This is a genomic window from Nocardia sp. NPDC050408 (assembly GCF_044458905.1).
Lineage (GTDB): Bacteria > Actinomycetota > Actinomycetes > Mycobacteriales > Mycobacteriaceae > Nocardia.
The window spans coordinates 90,816-110,775 of record NZ_JBITIL010000013.1; the positions used below are offsets into that span (position 1 = coordinate 90,816).

The 19,960-nt window shown below is 64.3% G+C and carries 19 protein-coding genes and 1 pseudogene; 5 read left to right on the top strand and 15 right to left on the bottom strand.

Annotation, left to right across the window (positions count from 1 at the left end):
* Nucleotides 1-205 precede the first annotated feature (205 nt).
* The 5 genes from ACIBJI_RS29730 to ACIBJI_RS29750 form a co-directional block, all read right to left on the bottom strand.
* The gene (locus ACIBJI_RS29730) at nt 206-1,330 is read right to left on the bottom strand and encodes a nitronate monooxygenase family protein (protein ID WP_364348854.1); all 1,125 of its coding nucleotides are present in this window, start codon (nt 1,328-1,330) and stop codon (nt 206-208) included.
* Nucleotides 1,331-1,547: 217 nt separating this feature from the next.
* On the bottom strand, nt 1,548-2,288 hold the full coding sequence (locus tag ACIBJI_RS29735) for a methyltransferase domain-containing protein (protein ID WP_364348851.1): 741 nt from the start codon (nt 2,286-2,288) through the stop codon (nt 1,548-1,550).
* Between the two features lie 49 nt (nt 2,289-2,337).
* Entirely contained in the window at nt 2,338-3,687 is a 1,350-nt protein-coding gene (locus tag ACIBJI_RS29740; RefSeq protein ID WP_396958784.1) for a wax ester/triacylglycerol synthase family O-acyltransferase, read from the bottom strand.
* A 142-nt stretch (nt 3,688-3,829) separates the two neighbouring features.
* Nucleotides 3,830-4,480 (bottom strand): class I SAM-dependent methyltransferase, encoded by a 651-nt coding sequence (locus ACIBJI_RS29745; RefSeq protein WP_397086785.1) that lies wholly within the window; start codon nt 4,478-4,480, stop codon nt 3,830-3,832.
* Nucleotides 4,481-4,499: 19 nt separating this feature from the next.
* Nucleotides 4,500-5,123, bottom strand: a complete 624-nt coding sequence (locus ACIBJI_RS29750) for a hypothetical protein (RefSeq protein WP_397086787.1) — start codon at nt 5,121-5,123, stop codon at nt 4,500-4,502.
* A 55-nt stretch (nt 5,124-5,178) separates the two neighbouring features.
* Here ACIBJI_RS29750 and ACIBJI_RS29755 point away from each other — a divergent pair, with 55 nt between their 5' ends.
* Nucleotides 5,179-5,655, top strand: a complete 477-nt coding sequence (locus ACIBJI_RS29755; protein ID WP_397086789.1) for a MarR family winged helix-turn-helix transcriptional regulator — start codon at nt 5,179-5,181, stop codon at nt 5,653-5,655.
* A gap of 6 nt (nt 5,656-5,661) precedes the next feature.
* On the opposite strand, the gene ACIBJI_RS29760 is transcribed toward ACIBJI_RS29755, so the two are convergent.
* Nucleotides 5,662-6,549, bottom strand: a complete 888-nt coding sequence (locus tag ACIBJI_RS29760; protein ID WP_397086791.1) for a DMT family transporter — start codon at nt 6,547-6,549, stop codon at nt 5,662-5,664.
* Between the two features lie 154 nt (nt 6,550-6,703).
* Between ACIBJI_RS29760 and ACIBJI_RS29765 the strand changes: the two genes are divergently transcribed.
* Nucleotides 6,704-7,120, top strand: coding sequence for a DoxX family protein (locus ACIBJI_RS29765; RefSeq protein ID WP_397086793.1), 417 nt, complete (start codon nt 6,704-6,706; stop codon nt 7,118-7,120).
* Between the two features lie 132 nt (nt 7,121-7,252).
* Here the strand turns inward: ACIBJI_RS29765 and ACIBJI_RS29770 are convergent, their stop codons facing one another.
* The 4 genes from ACIBJI_RS29770 to ACIBJI_RS29785 form a co-directional block, all read right to left on the bottom strand.
* Nucleotides 7,253-8,911 carry a cutinase family protein gene (locus ACIBJI_RS29770; RefSeq protein ID WP_364348830.1) on the bottom strand — a complete coding sequence of 553 codons (1,659 nt, stop codon included), beginning with the start codon at nt 8,909-8,911 and terminating at the stop codon, nt 7,253-7,255.
* Between the two features lie 477 nt (nt 8,912-9,388).
* Nucleotides 9,389-11,167: an alpha/beta fold hydrolase gene (locus ACIBJI_RS29775; RefSeq protein ID WP_364348827.1), complete on the bottom strand. Its 1,779-nt coding sequence runs from the start codon at nt 11,165-11,167 to the stop codon at nt 9,389-9,391.
* Nucleotides 11,167-11,757, bottom strand: coding sequence for a TetR/AcrR family transcriptional regulator (locus ACIBJI_RS29780; RefSeq protein ID WP_396958786.1), 591 nt, complete (start codon nt 11,755-11,757; stop codon nt 11,167-11,169). The genes ACIBJI_RS29775 and ACIBJI_RS29780 overlap by 1 nt, the downstream gene beginning before the upstream one ends.
* Nucleotides 11,758-11,996: 239 nt before the next feature.
* Nucleotides 11,997-13,262 carry an MFS transporter gene (locus ACIBJI_RS29785; RefSeq protein ID WP_397086795.1) on the bottom strand — a complete coding sequence of 422 codons (1,266 nt, stop codon included), beginning with the start codon at nt 13,260-13,262 and terminating at the stop codon, nt 11,997-11,999.
* 112 nt (nt 13,263-13,374) lie between these two features.
* On the opposite strand from ACIBJI_RS29785, the gene ACIBJI_RS29790 reads away from it, so the two are divergent.
* Nucleotides 13,375-14,322 carry a LysR family transcriptional regulator gene (locus tag ACIBJI_RS29790; protein ID WP_364348818.1) on the top strand — a complete coding sequence of 316 codons (948 nt, stop codon included), beginning with the start codon at nt 13,375-13,377 and terminating at the stop codon, nt 14,320-14,322.
* On the opposite strand, the gene ACIBJI_RS29795 is transcribed toward ACIBJI_RS29790, so the two are convergent.
* Nucleotides 14,298-14,729: an alpha/beta fold hydrolase gene (locus ACIBJI_RS29795; RefSeq protein ID WP_397086843.1), complete on the bottom strand. Its 432-nt coding sequence runs from the start codon at nt 14,727-14,729 to the stop codon at nt 14,298-14,300. The two genes, ACIBJI_RS29790 and ACIBJI_RS29795, sit on opposite strands and share 25 nt — an antisense overlap.
* Before the next feature lie 58 nt (nt 14,730-14,787).
* On the opposite strand from ACIBJI_RS29795, the pseudogene ACIBJI_RS29800 reads away from it, so the two are divergent.
* Nucleotides 14,788-14,889, top strand: a pseudogene (locus ACIBJI_RS29800) (CGNR zinc finger domain-containing protein); the annotation flags it as partial.
* A 185-nt stretch (nt 14,890-15,074) separates the two neighbouring features.
* Here ACIBJI_RS29800 and ACIBJI_RS29805 read toward each other — a convergent pair.
* Nucleotides 15,075-15,668, bottom strand: a complete 594-nt coding sequence (locus ACIBJI_RS29805) for a TetR/AcrR family transcriptional regulator (RefSeq protein ID WP_364348812.1) — start codon at nt 15,666-15,668, stop codon at nt 15,075-15,077.
* 67 nt (nt 15,669-15,735) lie between these two features.
* On the opposite strand from ACIBJI_RS29805, the gene ACIBJI_RS29810 reads away from it, so the two are divergent.
* Nucleotides 15,736-16,575, top strand: a complete 840-nt coding sequence (locus ACIBJI_RS29810) for an SDR family NAD(P)-dependent oxidoreductase (RefSeq protein WP_364348809.1) — start codon at nt 15,736-15,738, stop codon at nt 16,573-16,575.
* 59 nt (nt 16,576-16,634) lie between these two features.
* Here ACIBJI_RS29810 and dnaB read toward each other — a convergent pair whose 3' ends face one another.
* The 3 genes from dnaB to rpsR form a co-directional block, all read right to left on the bottom strand.
* Entirely contained in the window at nt 16,635-18,374 is a 1,740-nt protein-coding gene (dnaB, locus tag ACIBJI_RS29815; protein WP_397086836.1) for a replicative DNA helicase, read from the bottom strand.
* A gap of 781 nt (nt 18,375-19,155) precedes the next feature.
* Entirely contained in the window at nt 19,156-19,608 is a 453-nt protein-coding gene (rplI, locus tag ACIBJI_RS29820) for a 50S ribosomal protein L9 (RefSeq protein WP_364348803.1), read from the bottom strand.
* Nucleotides 19,609-19,624: 16 nt separating this feature from the next.
* Nucleotides 19,625-19,876, bottom strand: a complete 252-nt coding sequence (gene rpsR / locus ACIBJI_RS29825) for a 30S ribosomal protein S18 (protein ID WP_040697505.1) — start codon at nt 19,874-19,876, stop codon at nt 19,625-19,627.
* Between the last annotated feature and the right edge of the window lie 84 nt (nt 19,877-19,960).

Sequence of the window (19,960 nt, forward strand, 5' to 3'; positions counted from 1 at the left end):
GGACACTCCGGCTCATTATGTCCGCGACTTCCGCACCGAGGGTTGGTGCAGGGATACATGCCTACCTCCCGAAACTGACGCGAGCGCTCGCACTGCAGCAGTGCGAATCACTTGTATACCGCGTGCGCCGCCGGACGGCTACCCAGCCACGGGAGTACGACGACGCCGCCCCAACAGGTCGGTCGAGGCGGCGTCGAAGAGTTTGCTACAGCGCGCTATTGAGCTTGTTCAGGCGGTCGCATGCCTCCACGTACTCATTGATCAGCCGGGCGATCACATCGGCGGAACGCTCCACCTTGTTCATCATGCCGACGACCTGACCGACCGGATTGAAGTTCACATCCTTGGCGGCTTCGGGATAGCGGTGCCCGCGCTTGACGCCGTCCAAGGCCACCATCATCTGCAGCGGCATGGGCAGCGGATCCGGGTTCTCCGGCGCCTCCCAGGCCTCGGTCCAGTCGTTCTTCAGCATGCGGCACGGCTTACCGGTCCAGGATCGCGAGCGCACGGTGTCGTGGCTGGAGGCTTCGATATAGGTCTGCATCTGCGCGGGCGGCACATTCGCCTCCTCGACAGTCAGCCACAGCGAGCCGGTCCACGCACCCGCCGCACCCATCGCCATGGCCGCGGCGACCTGGCGACCGTTGCCGATACCGCCGGCGGCCAGCAGCGGCATATCGCCGATGGCGTCGACCACCTGCGGCCACAGCACCATCGAGGAGATCTCACCGCAGTGCCCGCCGCCCTCGGTGCCCTGGCAGACAACGAAATCCAGACCGGCGCGCTTGTGGTTGAGCGCATGCTTCACCGAACCGCACAGCGCCCCGATGAGCCGTCCCGAACCCTGGATCTGCTCGACCACATCCGGCGGCGGAGTGCCGAGGGCATTGGCGACCAGCTTGGCCTTGGGATGGCGCAGGATCACCTCGATCTGCGGCGCGACGGTGGTCGCGGTCCAGCCGAGCAGCTGATTGTGGTGTTCACCGTCGGGCAGACGCGGGACATTGTGCTCGTTGAGGAGTTTCTCCGCGAAGTCGCGGTGCCTCTGGGGAACCAGTTCCGCCAGTTTGGCTTCCAGCTGTTCGGGGGTCAGATCATCGATCCCCTTGCCCTCGTACTTCGACGGGATGACGAGGTCGACGCCGTACACACCGTGTACATGGTCGTCCAGCCAGGCCAGTTCGACCTCCAATTCCTCGGCGGTGAAGCCCACCGCACCGAGCACGCCGAGTCCGCCGGCATTGCTGACCGCGGCCGCCACATCGCGGCAATGGGTGAAGGCGAAGATGGGGAATTCGATCCCCAGCCGGTCGCAGATTTCGGTACGCATGGCGTGCTGGTCTCCCTACTTGCTCAGCAGCCGGATCGCAACGGCTGACGAGTGCTGGAACGGGTTGCATATTTGGTCACCGGCCCGCGCTGCCGATTCGGCCGACTGTCGCAGATATCGCCATGACGCGGCGGTAGCTTCGTCGACAGGCGCGGACGCCTGACTTCGAATGTAACACGTTCTAGTTTTCTCGGGGTAGCTGTTCTCCTCGACTGGATCAGAGTTCCGCGGTGAGGAGCCGGTAGCCCAGGTCGAGGTGGGATTTCCCGAGTAGCTCGGCATTACGCCTGGCCCACCTATCGGTGGTGAGATCGTCGTGGAGCCGGTTCAGTCCGTCCTGCAGTAGCGCGGCCGGGGTCAGCGCAAGCATCGACATGCCCGCGCGCACGGTTTCGTCCAGGTACGCCTCGGGTCGCCGCCAGTAAGCGCCGCCGAACCCGTCTACGCAATCGTGTGGGATCGGGATCGACGTGATCGATACTTCGCCGAGTAGGGCGGTCAGGCGCGGGAGTGCGACCGCCAAGCGCGCATCGGTTTCGGCCGCGGCGGGCAGATAGTCACGGACCAGCCAGAATTCGCGGAAGACGGTGTGGTCCCAGGTCAGGATGATGATCCGGCGGCGGGCGATCCGTTTCAGTTCGGCGATGCCGCGATCGAGGTCGGTCCAGTGGTGCACGGTCAGGACGGCCAAGGCGGCATCGACCGCGTCTGTGCGGATCGGCAGCTGCTCGGCGACCGCCTTGACCGCTGGTGCGGCAGTCGGTGGGCGTTGGGCGATCATCACCTGGCTCGGCTCGACCGCGATCACGGTGCCCGTCGGTTCATAGGATCCGCTGCCCGCTCCGACATCGGCGATCGATTCCATGCCACGCACCGCGTCATCGACAACTGCGGCGAAACGCGGATCCGGTTGCCGGGTCCGCGTATACGTCCGTCCGGTGTGGTCGTAAAGAGTCATGGTCGCCAGCTTCAGCCTTATTTACTGGCGACGTAGGCGATTCGACGGTTCAGGAGGCCGCTTGCTCCAGTTCGGCCAGCGAATTCTCCAGGTGGTCGAGCAGGCTGTGCAGTCGCGGCACACTACGGCGGCAGCCGACGAGCCCGAAGTCCAGACTGTCCACATTGGTGGTGAGGGTGATGTTTACGGCTTGGCCGTCGAACGGAATCGACATCGGGTACGAGGCGTCCAGACGGGCCCCGTTCCAGTACTGCGGTTCCTTCGGGCCCGGCACATTCGAGATGACGATATTGAACGGCGGGTTCGTGAACGACAGCATGCCAGGCAGCAGAGTCAGGGCGAGCGGGCTGAGCATCAATCCGGATAGCGCCATGGTCTGGATGGGGGAGAGCGAGTTGTAGACCTCTTTGCTGCGGCGCATCGATTCGCTCACCACACGCAACCGTTCGATCGGATCGGCGATATCGGTGCCGAGATTGCACAGGATCGCGCCGACCTTGACGCCACCGACCTCGTCCTCATCGTCCCGCAGCGACACCGGAACCATGGCGATCAACGGCTTGTCGGGCAGGGCATGCTGTTCGATCAGATATGCGCGCAACGCACCGGCCGACATCGCCAGCACCACATCGTTGACGGTCGTGCCGGTGGCCTTCTTGACCTGCTTGACGCGTTCCAGCGGCCAGGACCGGACCGCGCACCGCCGAGCGCCGCCGATCGGCACATTGAACATCGAGCGCGGTGCCTCGAACGGCATCGTCAACTGCTGCTGCACCAGTGCCGCCCGTGCCACCCGCAGCGCGGCGGGCCCGGAATTGACCGCCGACCGGAGATTTCGTGCGAGCCCGCCGAGCAGCGAGCCCGACGGTTCGCTCTTGCGAGGCGAACGGGGCAGGTTCCACGGCACGCGCGTTTCGGTCGCGGTCGGATCGTTGGTGAGCGTTCGCTGCAGCACTCGCTGCGCGGTGACGCCATCGATCAGCGCGTGATGCATCTTCGAGTACAACGCGAAGCGGCCGTCGTTCAGCCCTTCCACCAAGTGGATCTCCCACAGCGGGCGGTGGCGATCGAGTAGAGCGCCGTGCAGGTGGGAGGCCAGTGCTAGCAGTTGATCGAAGTTACCCGGACTCGGCAGCGCCGATCGGCGCAGGTGATAGGCGAGTTCTACCTCCTCGGCCTGGGTCCACGCCAGCTGGGGCGCGCCGAGCCAGGTTGCCGGGCGCTTGCGGAAGGTGGGGTGGAATTCGTTGTCCGCCAACAACTTCTCATGGGTCAGCCGAGCGAAATCGGGCCCGGCGTCTTCCGGCGCCTCGAATAGTTGTAGCGAACCGACATGCATCGGGTGCTCGCGGGATTCGGCGAGCAGGAATACGGCATCGATCGGAGAAATGAGCTCCATGGTCTGTCGCCCCCTGACGACGGTGTGGTGCTGAGGTCTTTGGTGAAAGGAAAACGACCACGATGTCGATAAGGGTTCGCACAGCCATGTCCCCTGTGCTGTCCCCAACCTTACTGAAAGGTGCGGATTCGCGTTCGCCGAATCAGCGATCCTTGACCAGGAGCAGGTAGGCCTGGCGGCCGCGCTCACCGGGATCCGGTTCTCGGATCAACCGGGCGGTCGGTGTGAAACCGGCCTGTTCGGCCAGCGTGGCGAGCCGATCCGCTGACCATCGGTACGCGGTTATCACCTTGTGGTCGAACGGTTCCACATCCTGGACCTCCGGTGCCTGGAAGAACGCGAGCAGTGCGTGCCCTCCTGACTCGAGTATCCGATGAAACTCTGCCAACACAGCGGGCATTCGTTCGGGCGGCAGATGGATGATCGAGTACCACACGAGAATTCCCGCGAGAGCGGCGTCACCGATATCGAGGTGCTCGATGGAGCCCTCGTCGAATTCGAGTGTCGGATACTGTGCTCGCGCCAATTCGAGCAGTTGGGGAGACAAGTCGATCCCGAAGATATCGAGCCCGAGCCCGGCCAGGTGTGCGGTCATTCGACCCTCACCACAGCCGAGATCGGCCACCCGACCGCCGGCCCGCACCAGTTCCGCGAATGTGCCGAGCATGGCGCGGTCGAATGGCTGGGTTGCGAGGTGATCCTTGACGAATTCGGCATAGCGGATGGCGATATCGTCGTAGGCGGCACGGGTGTGCGCCACATCCGCGGGATCGGTTCGACTGTTCGTTGTCACTCGGACATCATGCCCTCCGTCACCGCTCATCGAGTCGCGCCGCGACGCTGGATTTCATTGCGAAGCCCGTGACAGGCATGCGGCGCAACAGTTTGTCGAGGTTCAGGGCGGTATCGCAGATGCCGAGAAGCGCGGCGCCGCCCGTCACGACAAGGACGCCGTACGAACACATTTCGTCGAAGCCGACCGATGTCGACATGGCCGCCGCGAAGACGATCAATACCGCGGTGGCGGCGCGTGCGGTGAGTTTCGCGGCGACGCCGAGGATCAAGCCGATGGCCAGCAGGGTTTCCGATGCGGTCGCGATGACGGCGAGGGCCGGCACCGACCAATCCAAGGCCTGTGGTGTGAGCGTGCGGGTGTAGTCGGTGAACGCGGAGTAGTCGCCCCAGGAGACACCGTCCGCGCCCGATGCACCGAGCAGGCCGAATCGGTCCGCGACCGAACCAGCGAACAACGCGCCCAGCAGGATTCGCACCGTCGTATTGACGACCACGGACCGGCCAGCGGTCACCGTGAGCACCGCGACGCTCGCGAGCACCACCGCGGTGATCGCCCCGACCGATCCGTCCGCGAAGGCCAGCCAGCCGAGTTCGATCATCAAGGCCAGCGCTGCTAGTCCGACCACAACCTGTCTAGTCATGTGCACCATCCAAAAGTAGTAAGGTTCCTGACTAAAGGTACGAAGGAGCTCCGGAATGGTCAAGAGCCTGACTAATCCATTGGCTGATCGGCCGCCGCCGCTCGGGAATCTGCTAGGCGCCGCGGCGCGAACGCTTGCGGCCGAACTGGACGCGGGCCTAGCGGCGGCCGGATTCACCGATCTGCGGGCCGCGCATGCGCCGGTATTCCAGGTCATCGATCCCCAAGGCACGCGACTGATCGATCTCGCCGGACGCGCGGGCATGACCAAGCAGGCGATGGGTGAGCTCGTGCGGCACCTGGATTCGCGCGGCTATGTCGAGGTGACGCCCGATCCAACCGATCGACGGGCGCGGCTGGTTCGCCTCACGGCGCTGGGCTGGTCCGTGGTCGAGGCGGGGCGGGATGTGGTCGAGCGATTCGATGCGCACCTCGACGCGATCATCGGAGCGGCCGAGGTGGATCGGCTGCGTGCGGTGCTGCTGAAAATTATCGGCGGCGCCGGTCTGACCTTCAGCGCCGCCGCAGACTGAGCGCGCTCAGGACTGGGTGACGGGCGCCGCCGCCGGTTTCTCGGCGGTGCGTGCACGCGCGGTGCCGAGGATCGAGCCGAGAATGACCAGCGGGAAGCCGATGCCCATGCCGATGGTCAGCGGCTCGTCCAGCAGGGTCACGCCGAGCAGGATCGCCACCGCGGGATTTATGTAGGTGATGACCGTGGCGCGGGCCGGGCCGACCTCGCTGATCAGCGCGAAGAACACCAGGAATGCTGCGGCCGTGCAGATTACAGCCAGTCCGAGCACCGACCACGACGCGTCGGCGGTGAAATGTGTCGGCCAGCGGAGCGCGGCGAACGGGGTGTAGATCACCGCCGCGAGAACCAGTGATCCAGCGACCACGCCGAGCGGCGGCAGATCGGCCAGTGCGCGATTGATGATGATCGGGCCGACGGCGTAACCGATGGTGGTCAACCCGATGGCGCCGATAGCGGCGGGCTGGGTCAGGTCGATATCGAAGCCGACCAGTGCCGCCACACCCGCGAATCCGATGATCAGGCCGATGGTGCGGCGGGCATCGAAGCGATCGTGGCCGAGTTTGGTCACGATGACCACGGCGATCAGCGGAACGGCGGCGATCAGCAGCCCGACCGTCGAACTGTTCAGCGTGGTCTCGGCGTACCCGATCAGAAACCACGGTCCGGTGATCTCGACCAGGGTGTACAGCAGCAGCGGACGCCAACGCCGGAACACCGGTGCGAGGGCTTTGGTGTAGAGCGCGATCGGCAGCAGGATCAGCGCGCCGAGGAAGGTCCGGCCGAATGCCACCACGATCGGGTCGAAATCCTCGACCGCTATCCGGATCATCGCGTAGGGCACACCCCAGATGACACCCATCGCCAAGAACAGCACCCACCCGCGCTGCGTCATCGCTTCACCATCTCGCCCTGCTCGCTTCCGATCGAATCGGAGCCTATACGAATACATCCCATCACGGGATGGCTGAAGGCCCGATGAATTCGGTGATCGGGTCTCGTCTGTATGGGTGCAACATCCGATACACGTCCTTGGAAGGACTCGAACCATGACCGCTGAGAACACCGCTGAGGTCGGCGCGGGGCCCGGTCGTTCCCTCGATATCACCCTGTGGGTGCTGCAAGGCCTGCTCGCCGCGTTCTTCGCATTCGCCTCCGCTGCGCCGAAGCTCCTCGGCGAGTCCAGCGCTGTCGAAGGCTTCGACTTGATCGGCGCTGGCGGCTGGTTCCGCTACTTCGTCGGCGCCGTCGAGTTGGCCGGTGCGATCGGCCTGGTCATCCCGCGCCTGTCGGGACTGGCCGCGATCGGCCTGAGCCTCACAATGATCGGCGCGTCCTACACCAATGCCTTCGTCGTCGACGGCTACTGGCCGGTCTACACCCCGCTTATCCTGCTGGTGCTGTTCGTTTTCATCGCCTGGGGCCGCTGGTATGAGACCGAGCGGTTGTTCGGTCGAGGCGTCTAGACGTCTCAACCGCTGAAACCGCGGCCGACATGTGGAGCGATTCCGCACCTGTGTCCTACAAAGGATGTAGGCGCAGGCCCGCGACGGCGCCAGCCGTGCGGGCCTGCGTGCGCCAGCCGCGATGGCGCCGGGTCAGGGCTGAGTCGACTTGGTTGTGGTCGGTGTCGCCGGTGGCGCTGTCGTGGTGGTTGGTTCGGTGGTGGTCGGCTTCGGGGGCTGAGTGGTTGTGGTGGTCGAAGCCGGTGGTGTAGTTACCGCCGGTGTGCTCATCGGCGGCGCGGTTGTCGTGGGCGGCGCAGTGGTCGTCGGCTGGCCGCTGACCTCCGTCTTCGCCGGGGCGGCGGTGGTGGTCGTCGGAGCCGCGGTCGTGGTCTTGCTCGGTTCGGGCGTCTTGGTCGTCGAGGTCGCTGCCTGGTAGGCGGCGGCGAGATCGGCCGACTCCGGCTTGGCGGTCGTGTCGACCGGCTGACCCGCCTGTGCCTGTTGGGCCAGATGGGTGAGCCAGGCGGCGGCGTACTCGGCGGATGTCAGCGGCTTACCGTTGTTCGGGTCGGCGTCGCGCCAGTAGTCGAAGTGGTGACCGCTCGCATTGGGGCCGAGCGTCTGCTGGTAGGGGTCACTCAGAATCACCGGGATGGTGTTCTGGTTCGTCACGATGAGACCGATGATCTCGTTGAACACCTTCTGCGGCAGATAGGCCAACGGCGACATCTCATTGGTCGAGATCGACTCGGCCTTGGTCGGAGTCGTCGGCGTCTGCCCCGGCTTGTATTCCGGATCCGAAACCCTCAGCAGCACTTGGAGAAACGTCTCATCGCTTTGCATCCAGTTCGGCTGTGACTGGATATCCGCGAACGCCGCCAACGCGATCCGGCCGAGGACAACGGCAACATCCTGCCCGGTCGCGGGGGTGAGCCCGTCGCGTTCGAGCGCGTCGACATTCAACTGCCGCCCCACATTCACCGCCAATTGCAGCAGTGAAATGTTCTGCGGCGCCGAGCACGTGAGATCGCCATCGGAGCAGAACGAGGCGATCTTGCCGTTCAGCGCACCGAAGTCACCGCTGGTACCGGGTAGTGCGCCCTGGCCGGACGCGGTTTTCGTGCCGTTCTGATACTTCTGGTCGAAGCCGTCGGGATTGCTGTACGGATCCTTGGCGCCCGGGAACGGACCGTCACCCGCCGAACGTCCGGCATCGGCGAGGATGACGACACCGACGACATCGGCTGGATCCACGATGCCATAGCCACCATCTTGATCGGCGGTCTGATGTCCGACCGTCATGGCGACGCGGCGTACCACATCGGCGCCCTCGCTGTAGCCCACGATCGAGAACTTGGTGTCCGGGCAGGCCTGTGCGATTTCGCGCATCACCTGTTCGGTATTCGCGACGCCCGCGTTGACGGCATCCTCGTAGCTGTCCATATTCGCCGGGTACGCGATGTAGACAGCGGCATATGAGCCGGGATCGACATTGTCGGCCGGTGCGTTGACGACCGGATCGACCCATTGGCTGCTGTAATCACCGGACAGCGCGGCGGGCAACTCTTCACCGTTGGCCCCGACCAGCAACTTCGTGGTGGCGGCATCCGGTGTATCCCGACGACCGGCGACTGAAATGGTCACCATGTCGTGGCATTCGGTAACCGATGCCCGCAGGCGTGTATCGACGGTTTCGTGCGTCGATGTCATCGCCACCGAGGCAGTGACGATCGCCACCACCCCCAGCGACGCGGGCGCCACGATGGCCGAAGCCATTCGATGGCGCGCGAAGAACTCCCGAAGAGCCATGTCCCGTTCCCCATTCATAACCGACAAGTGGACGGACAGGCCCCCCGACAGGCCATGTGTCTTGAAGGACGTCGGGTTCGACGGCCGAATCGTTACCACGGGGGAGAAATGGTTACGCTCGAGTCGAGGTATATCGCTGTTCCACGGCACGCTTGATCTAGTTCCGCTAGTTAACGGCATGATGTGGCGGTCCTGCGGTGTCAGCGCCTCGCTCATCGGGAATCTGTAGGTGAGCGATGCGTGTGGAACTCAGGGGCCCGAGAACCGTCCGCCGGAATGGGTGCCGCTCACGGCCACGAGCGCGGAGGTCGCCGTATCCGGCCGATGGCTGGAGACCATGGACCATTTGCTGCCGGGGGCAGCCGCGCTGGCTGATCGGCGATGTCGATGGCAGCCGCAGGTCGGATTGCCCGCCCGACTGTTCGAAACCGCGCCCCGCGCGGTGGAGCACAAGAACTCCCTGCTCATCGCGCGTCCTTATCCGCCGATAGCACGCACCAATTCGTCGGGGTGTGTCAGTTGTGGATGATGGGCGGCTCGGTCGATGGTGCTGAATTCGATTCGGGGCAAGAGTGATTCGTGCAGGCCAGGACCGAGCGCGTCCTCGCTTCCGGTGATCACATGGATCGGTCCGGGATATTGCGCGAGCTTGGCGGTGAGTTCACGGCGCCAGCGTGCATTCGTCGTTGCGGCGAACAGTGTGGCGACATTGCCCGCGACATTCGCGCGACGCAGATCCTGCACGCTCGATTGCAGCACCGACGCGTGCTCGGGTGAGCCGGTGAGCTTGTCGGACAGGGCATTCGGACTCAGTCGACGCAGATACCACCGCGTCAGAGGTGTGGCCAGTGCCGAAATCCCAGCGCTCGGCTGGAGAAAGAATGGGGCGACTAGCGTGATCGATCCGACCTTGTCCGGATGCGCGGCCGCGGCCTCGACCACTGCGGCGGCACCTACCGAGTGACCGACAAGATGCGCGCCAGGTGTCCGTTCGAGCAGCGTCTCGAGCCATGCCTGCCAGTCACCTCGACCGCCTGCGGACATCCCGAGGCCGGGCAGGTCCAGAACCTGGGCGTGGCCGATGGCTGCCGCGACCGGAGCCCAGGTGTCGGCATTGACCGGCAGGCCGGGCAGTATCACAGTGGGTGCTTCGGGCTCGCCGATCCGGAACGTTCGGACTCCAGCGAAATTATCGAAAGTCCTTGCCGCACTTTTTGTTTGCGCATTTCCGAAGCGGTGCGCCGCGAGATGGTCGGCCCATCGCAGGATCGTGCGTGTGGTGTCGGGCAAGTCGAGTCCATGCTTGCGGGCGAGTTCGTGTGCCGAGTCTGTGGGATAGCGGTCGGTGGACAGGAAGGTCAGGGTTTCGGGATCGGCCTTCGTCAACCACTGCGGTAGCCGCTTCACCAGTGCGACCGGGATGCGTGTGCGCGGTACCGGTACCCGATAGTGCCGACCGACCTGCGACAGTAGCGTCGGCAGTGCGGGCGTCGCGTCGTCGAGCACCCAGTACGCCACACCGGCTGTGACGGGATCCGTTGGGAGCAGGGTCATGAAGCGAGTCAGATAGTCGACCGGGATCACCGGCACGAAGGTGCGGGAGTCGCCTGGCAATGCAGTGACCGTCCCCTGCCAAAGCTCTTTCAAACTCGCCGCGAGGCCCAGTTGCTGATCGGATTCACCGGTGCTGCTGAGCCCGATTACCGTGGGCGGGTTGACGATCGACCACGGCACGCCGAGTTCATCGGCGACGGCCTGAAATACCGCATCCCCCTCCACCTTCGACGCCTCATAAGCGCCCAGACCGCGATGGGTTCGTTCCACCCGCTCCGGGCTCCACGGAACGGTAGTCGGGTCCTGACCGCCTACTCGGTAGCCGGAGACATAAACAAGCCGGGACAGCTGAGGCAGTTGCGCGGCGAAGGACACCACCGAGCGGACGCTGTCGACATTGCCGTGCCGCGCCTCGTCCTTCGTCATACCGAATCGGTAAGCGCCGGCGCAGTTGTAGACCTCGGTGACATCCGTGCACGCCGAATCCCCGCCCTGGACAATGGGTTCGGTGTCGAAATCGACGATCAACTCCGCCGGAGTCGTCCGGCACCCGTGATCTCCCAACCATGCGCCCAGCCGCGCGAACGATTCGCGGCTGCGGACCGCGGCGGTGACGCGGACTCCGGCCTGGTCCAGGGTGAGAATCAGATTGCGGCCGATGAAGCCGGTGGCTCCGAATACGAGCGCGTGGCGGGTGGTCATCACACCACCGTCCCGGGCTGGTCGAGCAGAGCTGCCAGCATCTGTGCCGTGCTGTGCAGCGGTTCCACATCGCGTTTGGCGCGCGCCACGATCACCGCGCCCTCGACCGCACTCACCGTCGCCGTCGCCAGCGTGCGCGCCGCCGCCTCCGAATGCCCTGCTGCGACCAGGTATTCACGCACCGGCACGATCCACGATTCGAACGCCGCCGCACACACCTCACGCAGTCGTTCGCTGTGCGCACCCATCTCGAGCGTGACTACCGAAACCGGGCACCCGAGCTGAAAATCGCTGTCCGCGACCAACCCGGCCAGCACCTGCACAACCCGCCGAATCACCTCCCCCGGTGACGCCCCGGCCACCGCCGTTTCGTCCAGCAAGGTCCGAAACCGCTCGGCTGCCAACTCGATCGCCTTCTGCCCGAGCTGCTCCTTTCCCTCCGGAAAGTGAAAGTACAGCGACCCTTTCGGCGCCCCCGCATGCTCCACAACCGTGTTCAATCCCGTCCCGCTATACCCCCGCGCCTGGATCAACTCCAGCATCGACTCCACCAACTGCCCACTCGTCTGAGCGCCCTTGGACGTAACCATGGTCCCAGAATAGACCGGTCTATAGATTTTGCAACCACGTCCGAGTCGCGCTCGACGGCCGCCAGCCCTGAAGCGACCGACCAGTGCCGCGTCCAGATACCTTCTGCCGTACCGAGCCTTCGTTCGGAGGGTTCCGTCGAACGCAGTCGAACGGTGGACGCCCATGCCGCATCGACCGCTGAATGACTACGCTCGGCGAGCAGCAAGCTATCTGGACGAGGCACTGATATGTGGGCGGGTCACGCTCCCGCGCTCTCACGGGAGAGAACCGGCTCTTCATTCGACGGGATCGGTTCGGGCGTGGCGATTCGGCGCGGCAGCAGCAACGGCGTGGCAAGCAGGAGGATCCCGGCCAACGCGATAGCCGCACGAGGGCTGGTGAGTTGTGCCAGCAGACCCCACGTCACGGTGATTGCCGCGATGCTGATGCTGCTGGTGATCGACCACGCGGCGAGGACTCGGGCATGGCGATCGATCTCGGTGTTGTTCAACCGATAAGCGGCGAAGACGGCGTTGAAGATGCTTATGCAGATGATCAGCCCGAACTCGGTGACCATCACGATCACAAGCCCGGCCGGGCCCGGCCGAATGAACGCCAGTCCGAGGGGCCAGCAGGCGCGCAATGTGCCGAAGACCCGCAGCACCGTCTGTTCGCCGAAGCGGGAAGCGACGCGGCGGGCAAGTCGTGACCCGATCAGGCCGCCGATACACGGAACAGCGAATGCCAGCCCGTACTCCCAGAGCGGGAACCGCAAATGGGCGAGCATCAGCACCGATAACAGCGGCTCCCCGGCCATGATCAGCCCGTTGACCAGCATGGTGTTGACGAAGAACCGACGCAGCGTGTGGTGGGTGAGGATGTAGCGCCACCCTTCGACGATGTCGCTGCACCGATGCGCTCGGGCCTTCCGTGGGGGCGCGGGCTGTTCGGGTTCCCTGATCGCGAGAATGCCGAGTGCCGAGAGGAGGTAGCTCACCGCATCGGCGACAACGGTGGTCACCGGTCCGAGCAGCCCGATGACAGCGCCACCCACGGGCGGTCCGATGACCGTGGCCGACCAGGTGGTGGACTCGAAACGACTGGTGGCCACCAGCAGGCTGTCGGCCGGAACGATGGTCTTGAGGTAAGCGCCGCTGGCGGCGGTGAAAGCGATCTTCGCCGCCGCGGTGACGATGCAGACCACCAAGAGCTGCGCGAAGGACAACCCACCCATGCAGTAGGCGAGCGGTATGGATGCCAGCGCCGCGAAGCGGATCAGGTCCGTGGCTATCATGACCGGTCGCTTGGCACGAAACTCCATCCACGGCCCGAGCGGAATCGCAAGCAGCGCCCCGATCGCCAGCCCGGATGCCGACAAAGTCGCCACTTTGACCGAACTAGCGTTCAGAACAGTGATGGCGACCACCGAAAATGCCCCGAACCCGAGTCCGGTCCCGTAGGCGCTGACCGCGTAGGCGGCCCACAACCACCCGAACGCCCGATCCGGCTTCGCTCTCCGCCACATATCGGCACTCCCTCTGTTGTCAGGGAGATTGAAGCCGGACGATGGATGCTGACACCAACAACGAATCGAGCGGAGTGTCACAACTTTTCGTTGTGAGAGTAGGTTTCGGCTCGTGGATCTCGATGCGGTTCGTACCTTCGTCGCGGTTGCCGAGACCGGCCAGTTCCAAGCCGCTGCCGACGATCTGCGAATCACCCAGCAGGCAGCGTCGAAACGAGTAGCCACGCTCGAGCGAGAACTCGGAGTTCAACTGTTCGCGCGGGTTGCCAGAGGGGTGCGGCTGACCGTCGACGGGCAAGCACTGCTCCCGCATGCCCGAGAGCTCCTACGTGCCGCAGAACGCGCCACCGCGGCCGTGACACCGGGGCGCCGGGCCCTCCGGATCGATGTGGTGGCCCGCAGGATTGCGCCCTCCACCATCCTTCATGCCTTCTACCAGCAGAATCCGGATATCGAGCTCGATGTTGTCACCCTGACCAACTTCGACGCGGAGTCGGCGCTGGCCGAGATCAGTGCGGGCACCATCGACGCCACCTTCAGATCCCTACGACACCTGGAGGTCCCGAGCGGAGTCCGGGCATCGCGCGTCATCGACGACCGACACGAACTGCTCGTCGGCCCACGGCATCCACTGGCGAACGCCAAGACGGTAACGCCAGCCGAACTCACCGATCACCCCATCTGGATGCCGGGCATGTCCGACGCCGAACCGATCGGCTACTACAAGGATCTGGCGACAGCGTTCGGACTCACCATCGACACGATCGGCCCGAGTTTCGGCATCGAGGCGCTCCTCGCCGAACTCGCGGATTCCACCCAACTCGCCACCTTCGTCGGCGAAGGCTCCCGATACCTCTGGCCGGAAAGCTACGACCTGCGCCGAATCCCCGTCGTCGACCCGACCCCGGTCTATCCACTTTCGGTGATCTGGCGAACAGACAATGCACACCCCGTCCTCGCAAACTTCCTCGAGTACCTGCACGCCAGATACAAAGCGACATCCAGCGACGACATATGGACCCCGGACTGGGCGCACTATCCGAAGAAGTCGCACAGGTGAGCCGCGACGAGCTCGGGCTGTTCCTCGGCGAGATAGTGGCCGCTATCGGGGATCTCGATGGCGAGCACGTCGGTTGCTCGCTCGGCGAGACTGTCGAGGATGTCGGTGTGGTCCGGAAAGTGCAGTGCGGCAACGGGTATCGTCAGTTTCGCGTACGTCCGGCCGTCCTCGATGTCCTGGGTGAAACTCTGATACCAACCGTTGGCGGCGCGGATCGACTCGGGACGGGAATAGGCGCGTGCGTACACCGCGTGGGACTGTTCGTCGATGGCGTTGGGATTGCGCAGATTTCGATGGCACAGGTAGTCGACGAGTCTCGACCGGCGCGGGGAATTGCAGTGGACCGCGCCCGACCCGATCGCGGCGGTCCTGGCGACGGTCGCCCGGGATGCGCTAGATCTGGTCACCTCGCCGACCGCCGCGCGCATACGGCGATGCGCGGGCGACAGCTGCCGGGCCTACTTCGTCGATCTGTCCCGCCCGGGAAACCGACGCTGGTGCTCGATGGATACCTGCGGCAATCGGGCCAAGAAGCGAAACCTGCGGGCCCGGGAGATGTCGGCGTAGCAGCGGCGCCGCTCGAGTCGGGTGGCACGCTTGTTGTGCCGGTTCGTGTCGCCGCGGGTGTGGTCGATATCGCGGTCCGTCAGGGCTGGGTGATCCTTCCAGAGTTCAATCACGATTACGCGGATTGAACGTAGGCCACCTCGATTTCGTGATCTTGCTTCATCCGCACCGCGCTCCGCTGGGGTTCAGGTTCGGAGGATGGGGGACAGTGCCTCGATGAGCTGGTCGGCGTAGGCCGGGTCGACTGGTGCGCCGCTGATCAGGAGCCGGTAGTAGAGGGCTCCGTAGATGAGGTCGATGAGGATGTCGGCGTCGAGATCGGTGGGGAGCTGACCGTCGACGATTCCGGTGGCGATGAGTTCTCTGACGCCGGCTCGGCGGGTGTCGATGAACCGTTCGCGTAGGGCCGCAGCCAGTTCGGGATCGTGCTGGGCCGCTGCGACGAGTGCGACGAACGGGAGGCGGGCCTCGGGGGTGTTCATCAACTGTGCGACGCGCCGGAGCTGAGTTTGCAGCCGGGTCAAGGAGTCGCCGTCGTCCGGAGCTTCCATCTGCTCGGCGAAGGTGTCGGTGAAGGCGTCCATCAACACTGCCGCCTTGGTCGGCCACCAGCGGTAGATCGTGTTCTTGCTCACGCCGGCGCGGGCAGCGATGTCGTCCATGTTCAATCCAGGCAGCCCCCGGTCGGTCAGTAGTTCTCGGGCTGCGGACAGCACTGCTCGGCGTGATCGTTCGCTGCGCGGTCGTCCTGGTCCGCGCGCCTGTGTGGACTCAGCCATGGCATAAGTCTACATGTTTCGATACGATACGGTCAGTATTAGAATTATGGCCTGCTGAGGAGTTGAGATGCAGAACGAACGGGTGTGGCTGGTGACAGGTGCGTCGTCGGGATTCGGTTACGCGATGAGCCGGGCGGTAGCGGCGGCCGGTGGTCGGGTGGTTGCAACAGTTCGCCAACCCGAACGGGCACAGTCCTTGCAGGATTTGGCCGCGACCCATCCCGGTCGTGTCCTCGTTCTGCCCTTGGATGTCACCGACAGCGGGCAGGCCGAGCAGGCGATGGCACAGACCATGCAAACGTTCGGCCGGTTGGATGTGGTGGTGAACAACGCCGGTTACGGAATTTTCGGTGCGCTGGAGGAGATTCCGGACGATGCGGTGCGGAAGGTGTTCGAGACGAACGTGTTCGGCTCGCTCAATGTCATTCGCGCGGCACTGCCGGTGTTGCGTGAGCAGCGGCACGGGCACATCGTGCAGATCTCGTCAGTGGCTGGTGTCGCCGCCCCGTCACCGGGATTGGGGCTCTATGCGGCTACTAAGTTCACGGTCGAGGGCATGTGCGAGGGTCTGGCCAAGGAGGTCGCCCATCTCGGTATCGGCGTCACCATCGTCGAGCCGGGTATGTTCGGCACGAATTTCGTTGCAGCACTGGATATCACGCCGGTACAGCACGCTGATTACACCGCTAGTGTCGAGGCCGCGCACGAGCGCCTGAACCAGCTCGATCCGAGCGTCTACGGCGACCCGGATCAGGCCGCGCAGCAGATCATCGCCGTCGTCGAATCCGCCGCGCCCCCACTGCGGCTGCCGCTCGGACGCGACGCCGTCACCGCGATCCGAGCCAAACTGACCAGCGAACTCGCCGCGCTCGACGCCCGGGAGCCCGGTGTCGCCGCCGCGGAATGATTGCTTCGTATACGAAGTGGACACGAAATCATTCGTGAGGTTCGAAACACGCCGACCAGCTAGCCGCGGGCCATATCCACGAACCGACTCAAATGCAGTTGGTGCGCAACGGTAATCGTGGCAGTTGGACCATTACGGTGTTTACCGACGATCAGGTCGGCTTCACCACCACGCGGGTCGTCCCGCTCGAATGCATCGGGCCGATGCAGCAGGATGACCATGTCCGCATCCTGTTCGAGCGAACCAGATTCGCGCAGGTCAGACACCATGGGCCGCTTATCTGTTCGCTGTTCGGGACCACGGTTCAGCTGACTGATGGCGATGACCGGAACTTCCAACTCCTTAGCCAACAGCTTCAGATTTCGCGAGAAATCCGAGACTTCTTGCTGTCGGGATTCGACCTTCTTGCCCGAGGTCATCAGCTGGAGGTAGTCCACCACAACGAGTTTCAGGTCGTGGCGTTGCTTCAACCGCCGCGCCTTGGCGCGAATCTCCATCATGGTCAGGTTCGGCGAGTCGTCGACGAACAGTGGTGCCTCGCTGATCTCGCTCATACGGCGAGCCAGTTTGGTCCAGTCGTCGTCGCTCATGCGGCCCGAACGCATATCGCCCAACTTGATTTTCGCCTCTGCGGAGAGCAGGCGCATCACGATTTCCGTGCGGCTCATCTCCAGCGAGAAGATGACGCTCGCCAGACCGTGTTTGATCGAGCAGCTTCGCATGAAATCCATACCGAGCGTCGAGTTGTGCGTGGGCACCATCGACTCGCCGGCGAGGTACAGATGCTCGGCGTTGTCCACCTCGACGCATCGCACGGGGACGGTGTCGATCTTTCGCACGTCCACGATGTGCCTGGCGGCCGAACGAGCGGTCGTCGGCACGAGATGGTTCGGGCTGTCGTCCGCGAGATGCACGCTGTGGACGATTTCGCCAGTTGTGCGTACGGCAGCGACACGAGCACCCGCTGCCCCGGCAATGGTGAGCCACTGATGTTGCTCGTCGGCGACGATCACTGTGCCGTCGGAGAATTCGACCTCGTAGCACGGCCGTTCGGTCAGCACCTCGGTCGCGGCGAGGACACGAGTGGGACGGCCCTCGGCGTCGAGAAGTTCGTCACCGCGGCGGACCTCGCCCATGGTGGTCCAGCCGGTGGGGGTGGGTAGGGGCGTGGCCAGGGCCAGGGCCTTGCCAACACCGGGGCGCGCCGCGACGATGATCATTTGGCCGGGGTGCAGGCCGTTGGTGAGTTCGTCGAGTTCGGTGAAGCCGGTGGGGACGCCGAGGGAGATGCCGCCGCGGGAGGCGATGGAGTCGATTTCGTCCATCGTCGGCTGCAGCAGTTCCTCGAGCGGGAGGAAGTCTTCGGTGGTGCGGCGTTCGGTGACCTCGTAGACCTCGGCTTGGGCGCGGTCTACGACCTCGGCGATGTCCTGGCCGTCGGCGCCCGCGTAGCCGTACTGAACGATGCGGGTGCCCGCTTCGACGAGGCGGCGCAGAATCGCCTTCTCGGCAACGATTTCGGCGTAGTAGCCCGCATTGGCGGCGGTGGGGACGGTCTGGGTGAGGGTGACCAGATAGGGCGGGCCACCGATGCGCTTGAGTTCGCCGCGGCGGTCCAGGCCCGCGGAGACGGTGACCGGGTCGGCGGGTTCGCCGCGGCCGTATAGATCGAGGATGGTGTCGTAGACCGCTTGGTGGGCCGGGCGGTAGAAATCGCCGGGGCGCAGCACCTCGACGACGTCGGCGATCGCATCCTTGCTCAGCAGCATGCCGCCGAGCACGGACTGTTCGGCCGCCATATCGTGCGGGGGCTGCCTGCCGAAGTCCTCACCGGGCGGTTCGGGCGGATAGTCCGTATGCCCGCGGCCATCGGTGGTGGTCACCAGACTCGACCGTCCTCTCTCGCCACTTGCAGGCCGCTCGAAAATGCCTACCCGCCGACCCTATTGATCACTCGTTGTACTCCCGGGCTACGACACATTCGGCAGCGCACCGCGGCTGAGGGACCTCACTAATGGGGCCTCACCTGCGGTTCCAGCAAACCGCCGTGGCGGGTGCCGAACCATGCCGTTCCGGGTGGTGCGTGCATGATGTTGCGATGAACCTAGGCGACCCGATAGGCAGTCGCCAAACCGCAATGTGCACACGCCTGTGGATAAGTTGGGGACTGTTTACCTAGCGTTGTGCACCCCCTGTGTACAACTTGGGGAAAACCCAGGTCGCGCCGCTCAAACACGCTGATAGATATCGATTTCTTAAGCTATCCACGTGTGGATGAATGAGTGTCGGCGTGTCGGTCTAGATGAACAGCCGGGCGTGTTGAGGGTAAACAGCACGTTTGGTGTCTATGGCGTAGATCACATGGCGTCCGGTTGGTTTTCTCGACGATCCACAAGGCGAATAACTGGCGGTAGAGCCGATAGCGGCAGGTTGCCGAGAATGACCCAGATCACCGCTTCGGCTAGCTCGCAAATATTTGGCTATTTTCCCGAACGGTATAGCTCAGCCAGCACATGGATCGATTCGGCACAGTCGAAGGCCACCCTCGTGCCGAAACACAAGAGTGGCCTTCGAATGAACTCAGTTCGCGGCGACCTGCAAGTCGAACTTCGCGACCACATCGGGGTGCAGGTGCACCACGACGTTGTGCTTGCCGACCGTCTTGATGTGCGACTTCGGCAGCTCGATGCTGCGCTTGTCGACGACTGGCCCACCGGCCGACTTGATCGCGGCAGCGACGTCGGACTGGGTGACCGAGCCGAACAGCTTGCCGGTGCCGGCGGTCTTGACCGACAGCGAAACCGCCGCCAAGCCCTCGATGGCCTGCTTCAGCTCATTGGCATGATCCAGGTCGCGCACCTTGCGCGCGTCCTGTGCCCGACGGATGCCCTCGACCTGCTTCTGCGCGCCACGGCTGGCCACGATCGCCAGGCCGCGCGGCAGCAGGTAGTTGCGGCCGTAGCCGTCCTTGACCTCCACGGTGTCACCGGGGGTACCGAGGTTGTCCACATCAGCAGTAAGAATCAACTTCATTGCGATGTCTCCCTTCTCAGCGAGCCGTCGACACGTAGGGCAGCAGGGCCACCTCACGCGAGTTCTTCACGGCAACGGCGACGTCGCGCTGGTGCTGCACGCAGTTGCCGGTGACCCGGCGAGCGCGGATCTTGCCGCGATCACTGACGTACTTCCGCAGCAGGGCGGTGTCCTTGTAATCGATATTGACGGTGCCGGACTTGGCTTCCTTGCAGAAGGTGCAAGCCTTCTTCTTCAGCACCTTTTCGCGCGCGGGCGCTTTAGGCATGGTTACTCCGTAATCAATGATGGGCTGATCGTTTCGAGCGACCTACAAGCAGTCGCTACGGAATCAATTCAGGCCGATGTGAGC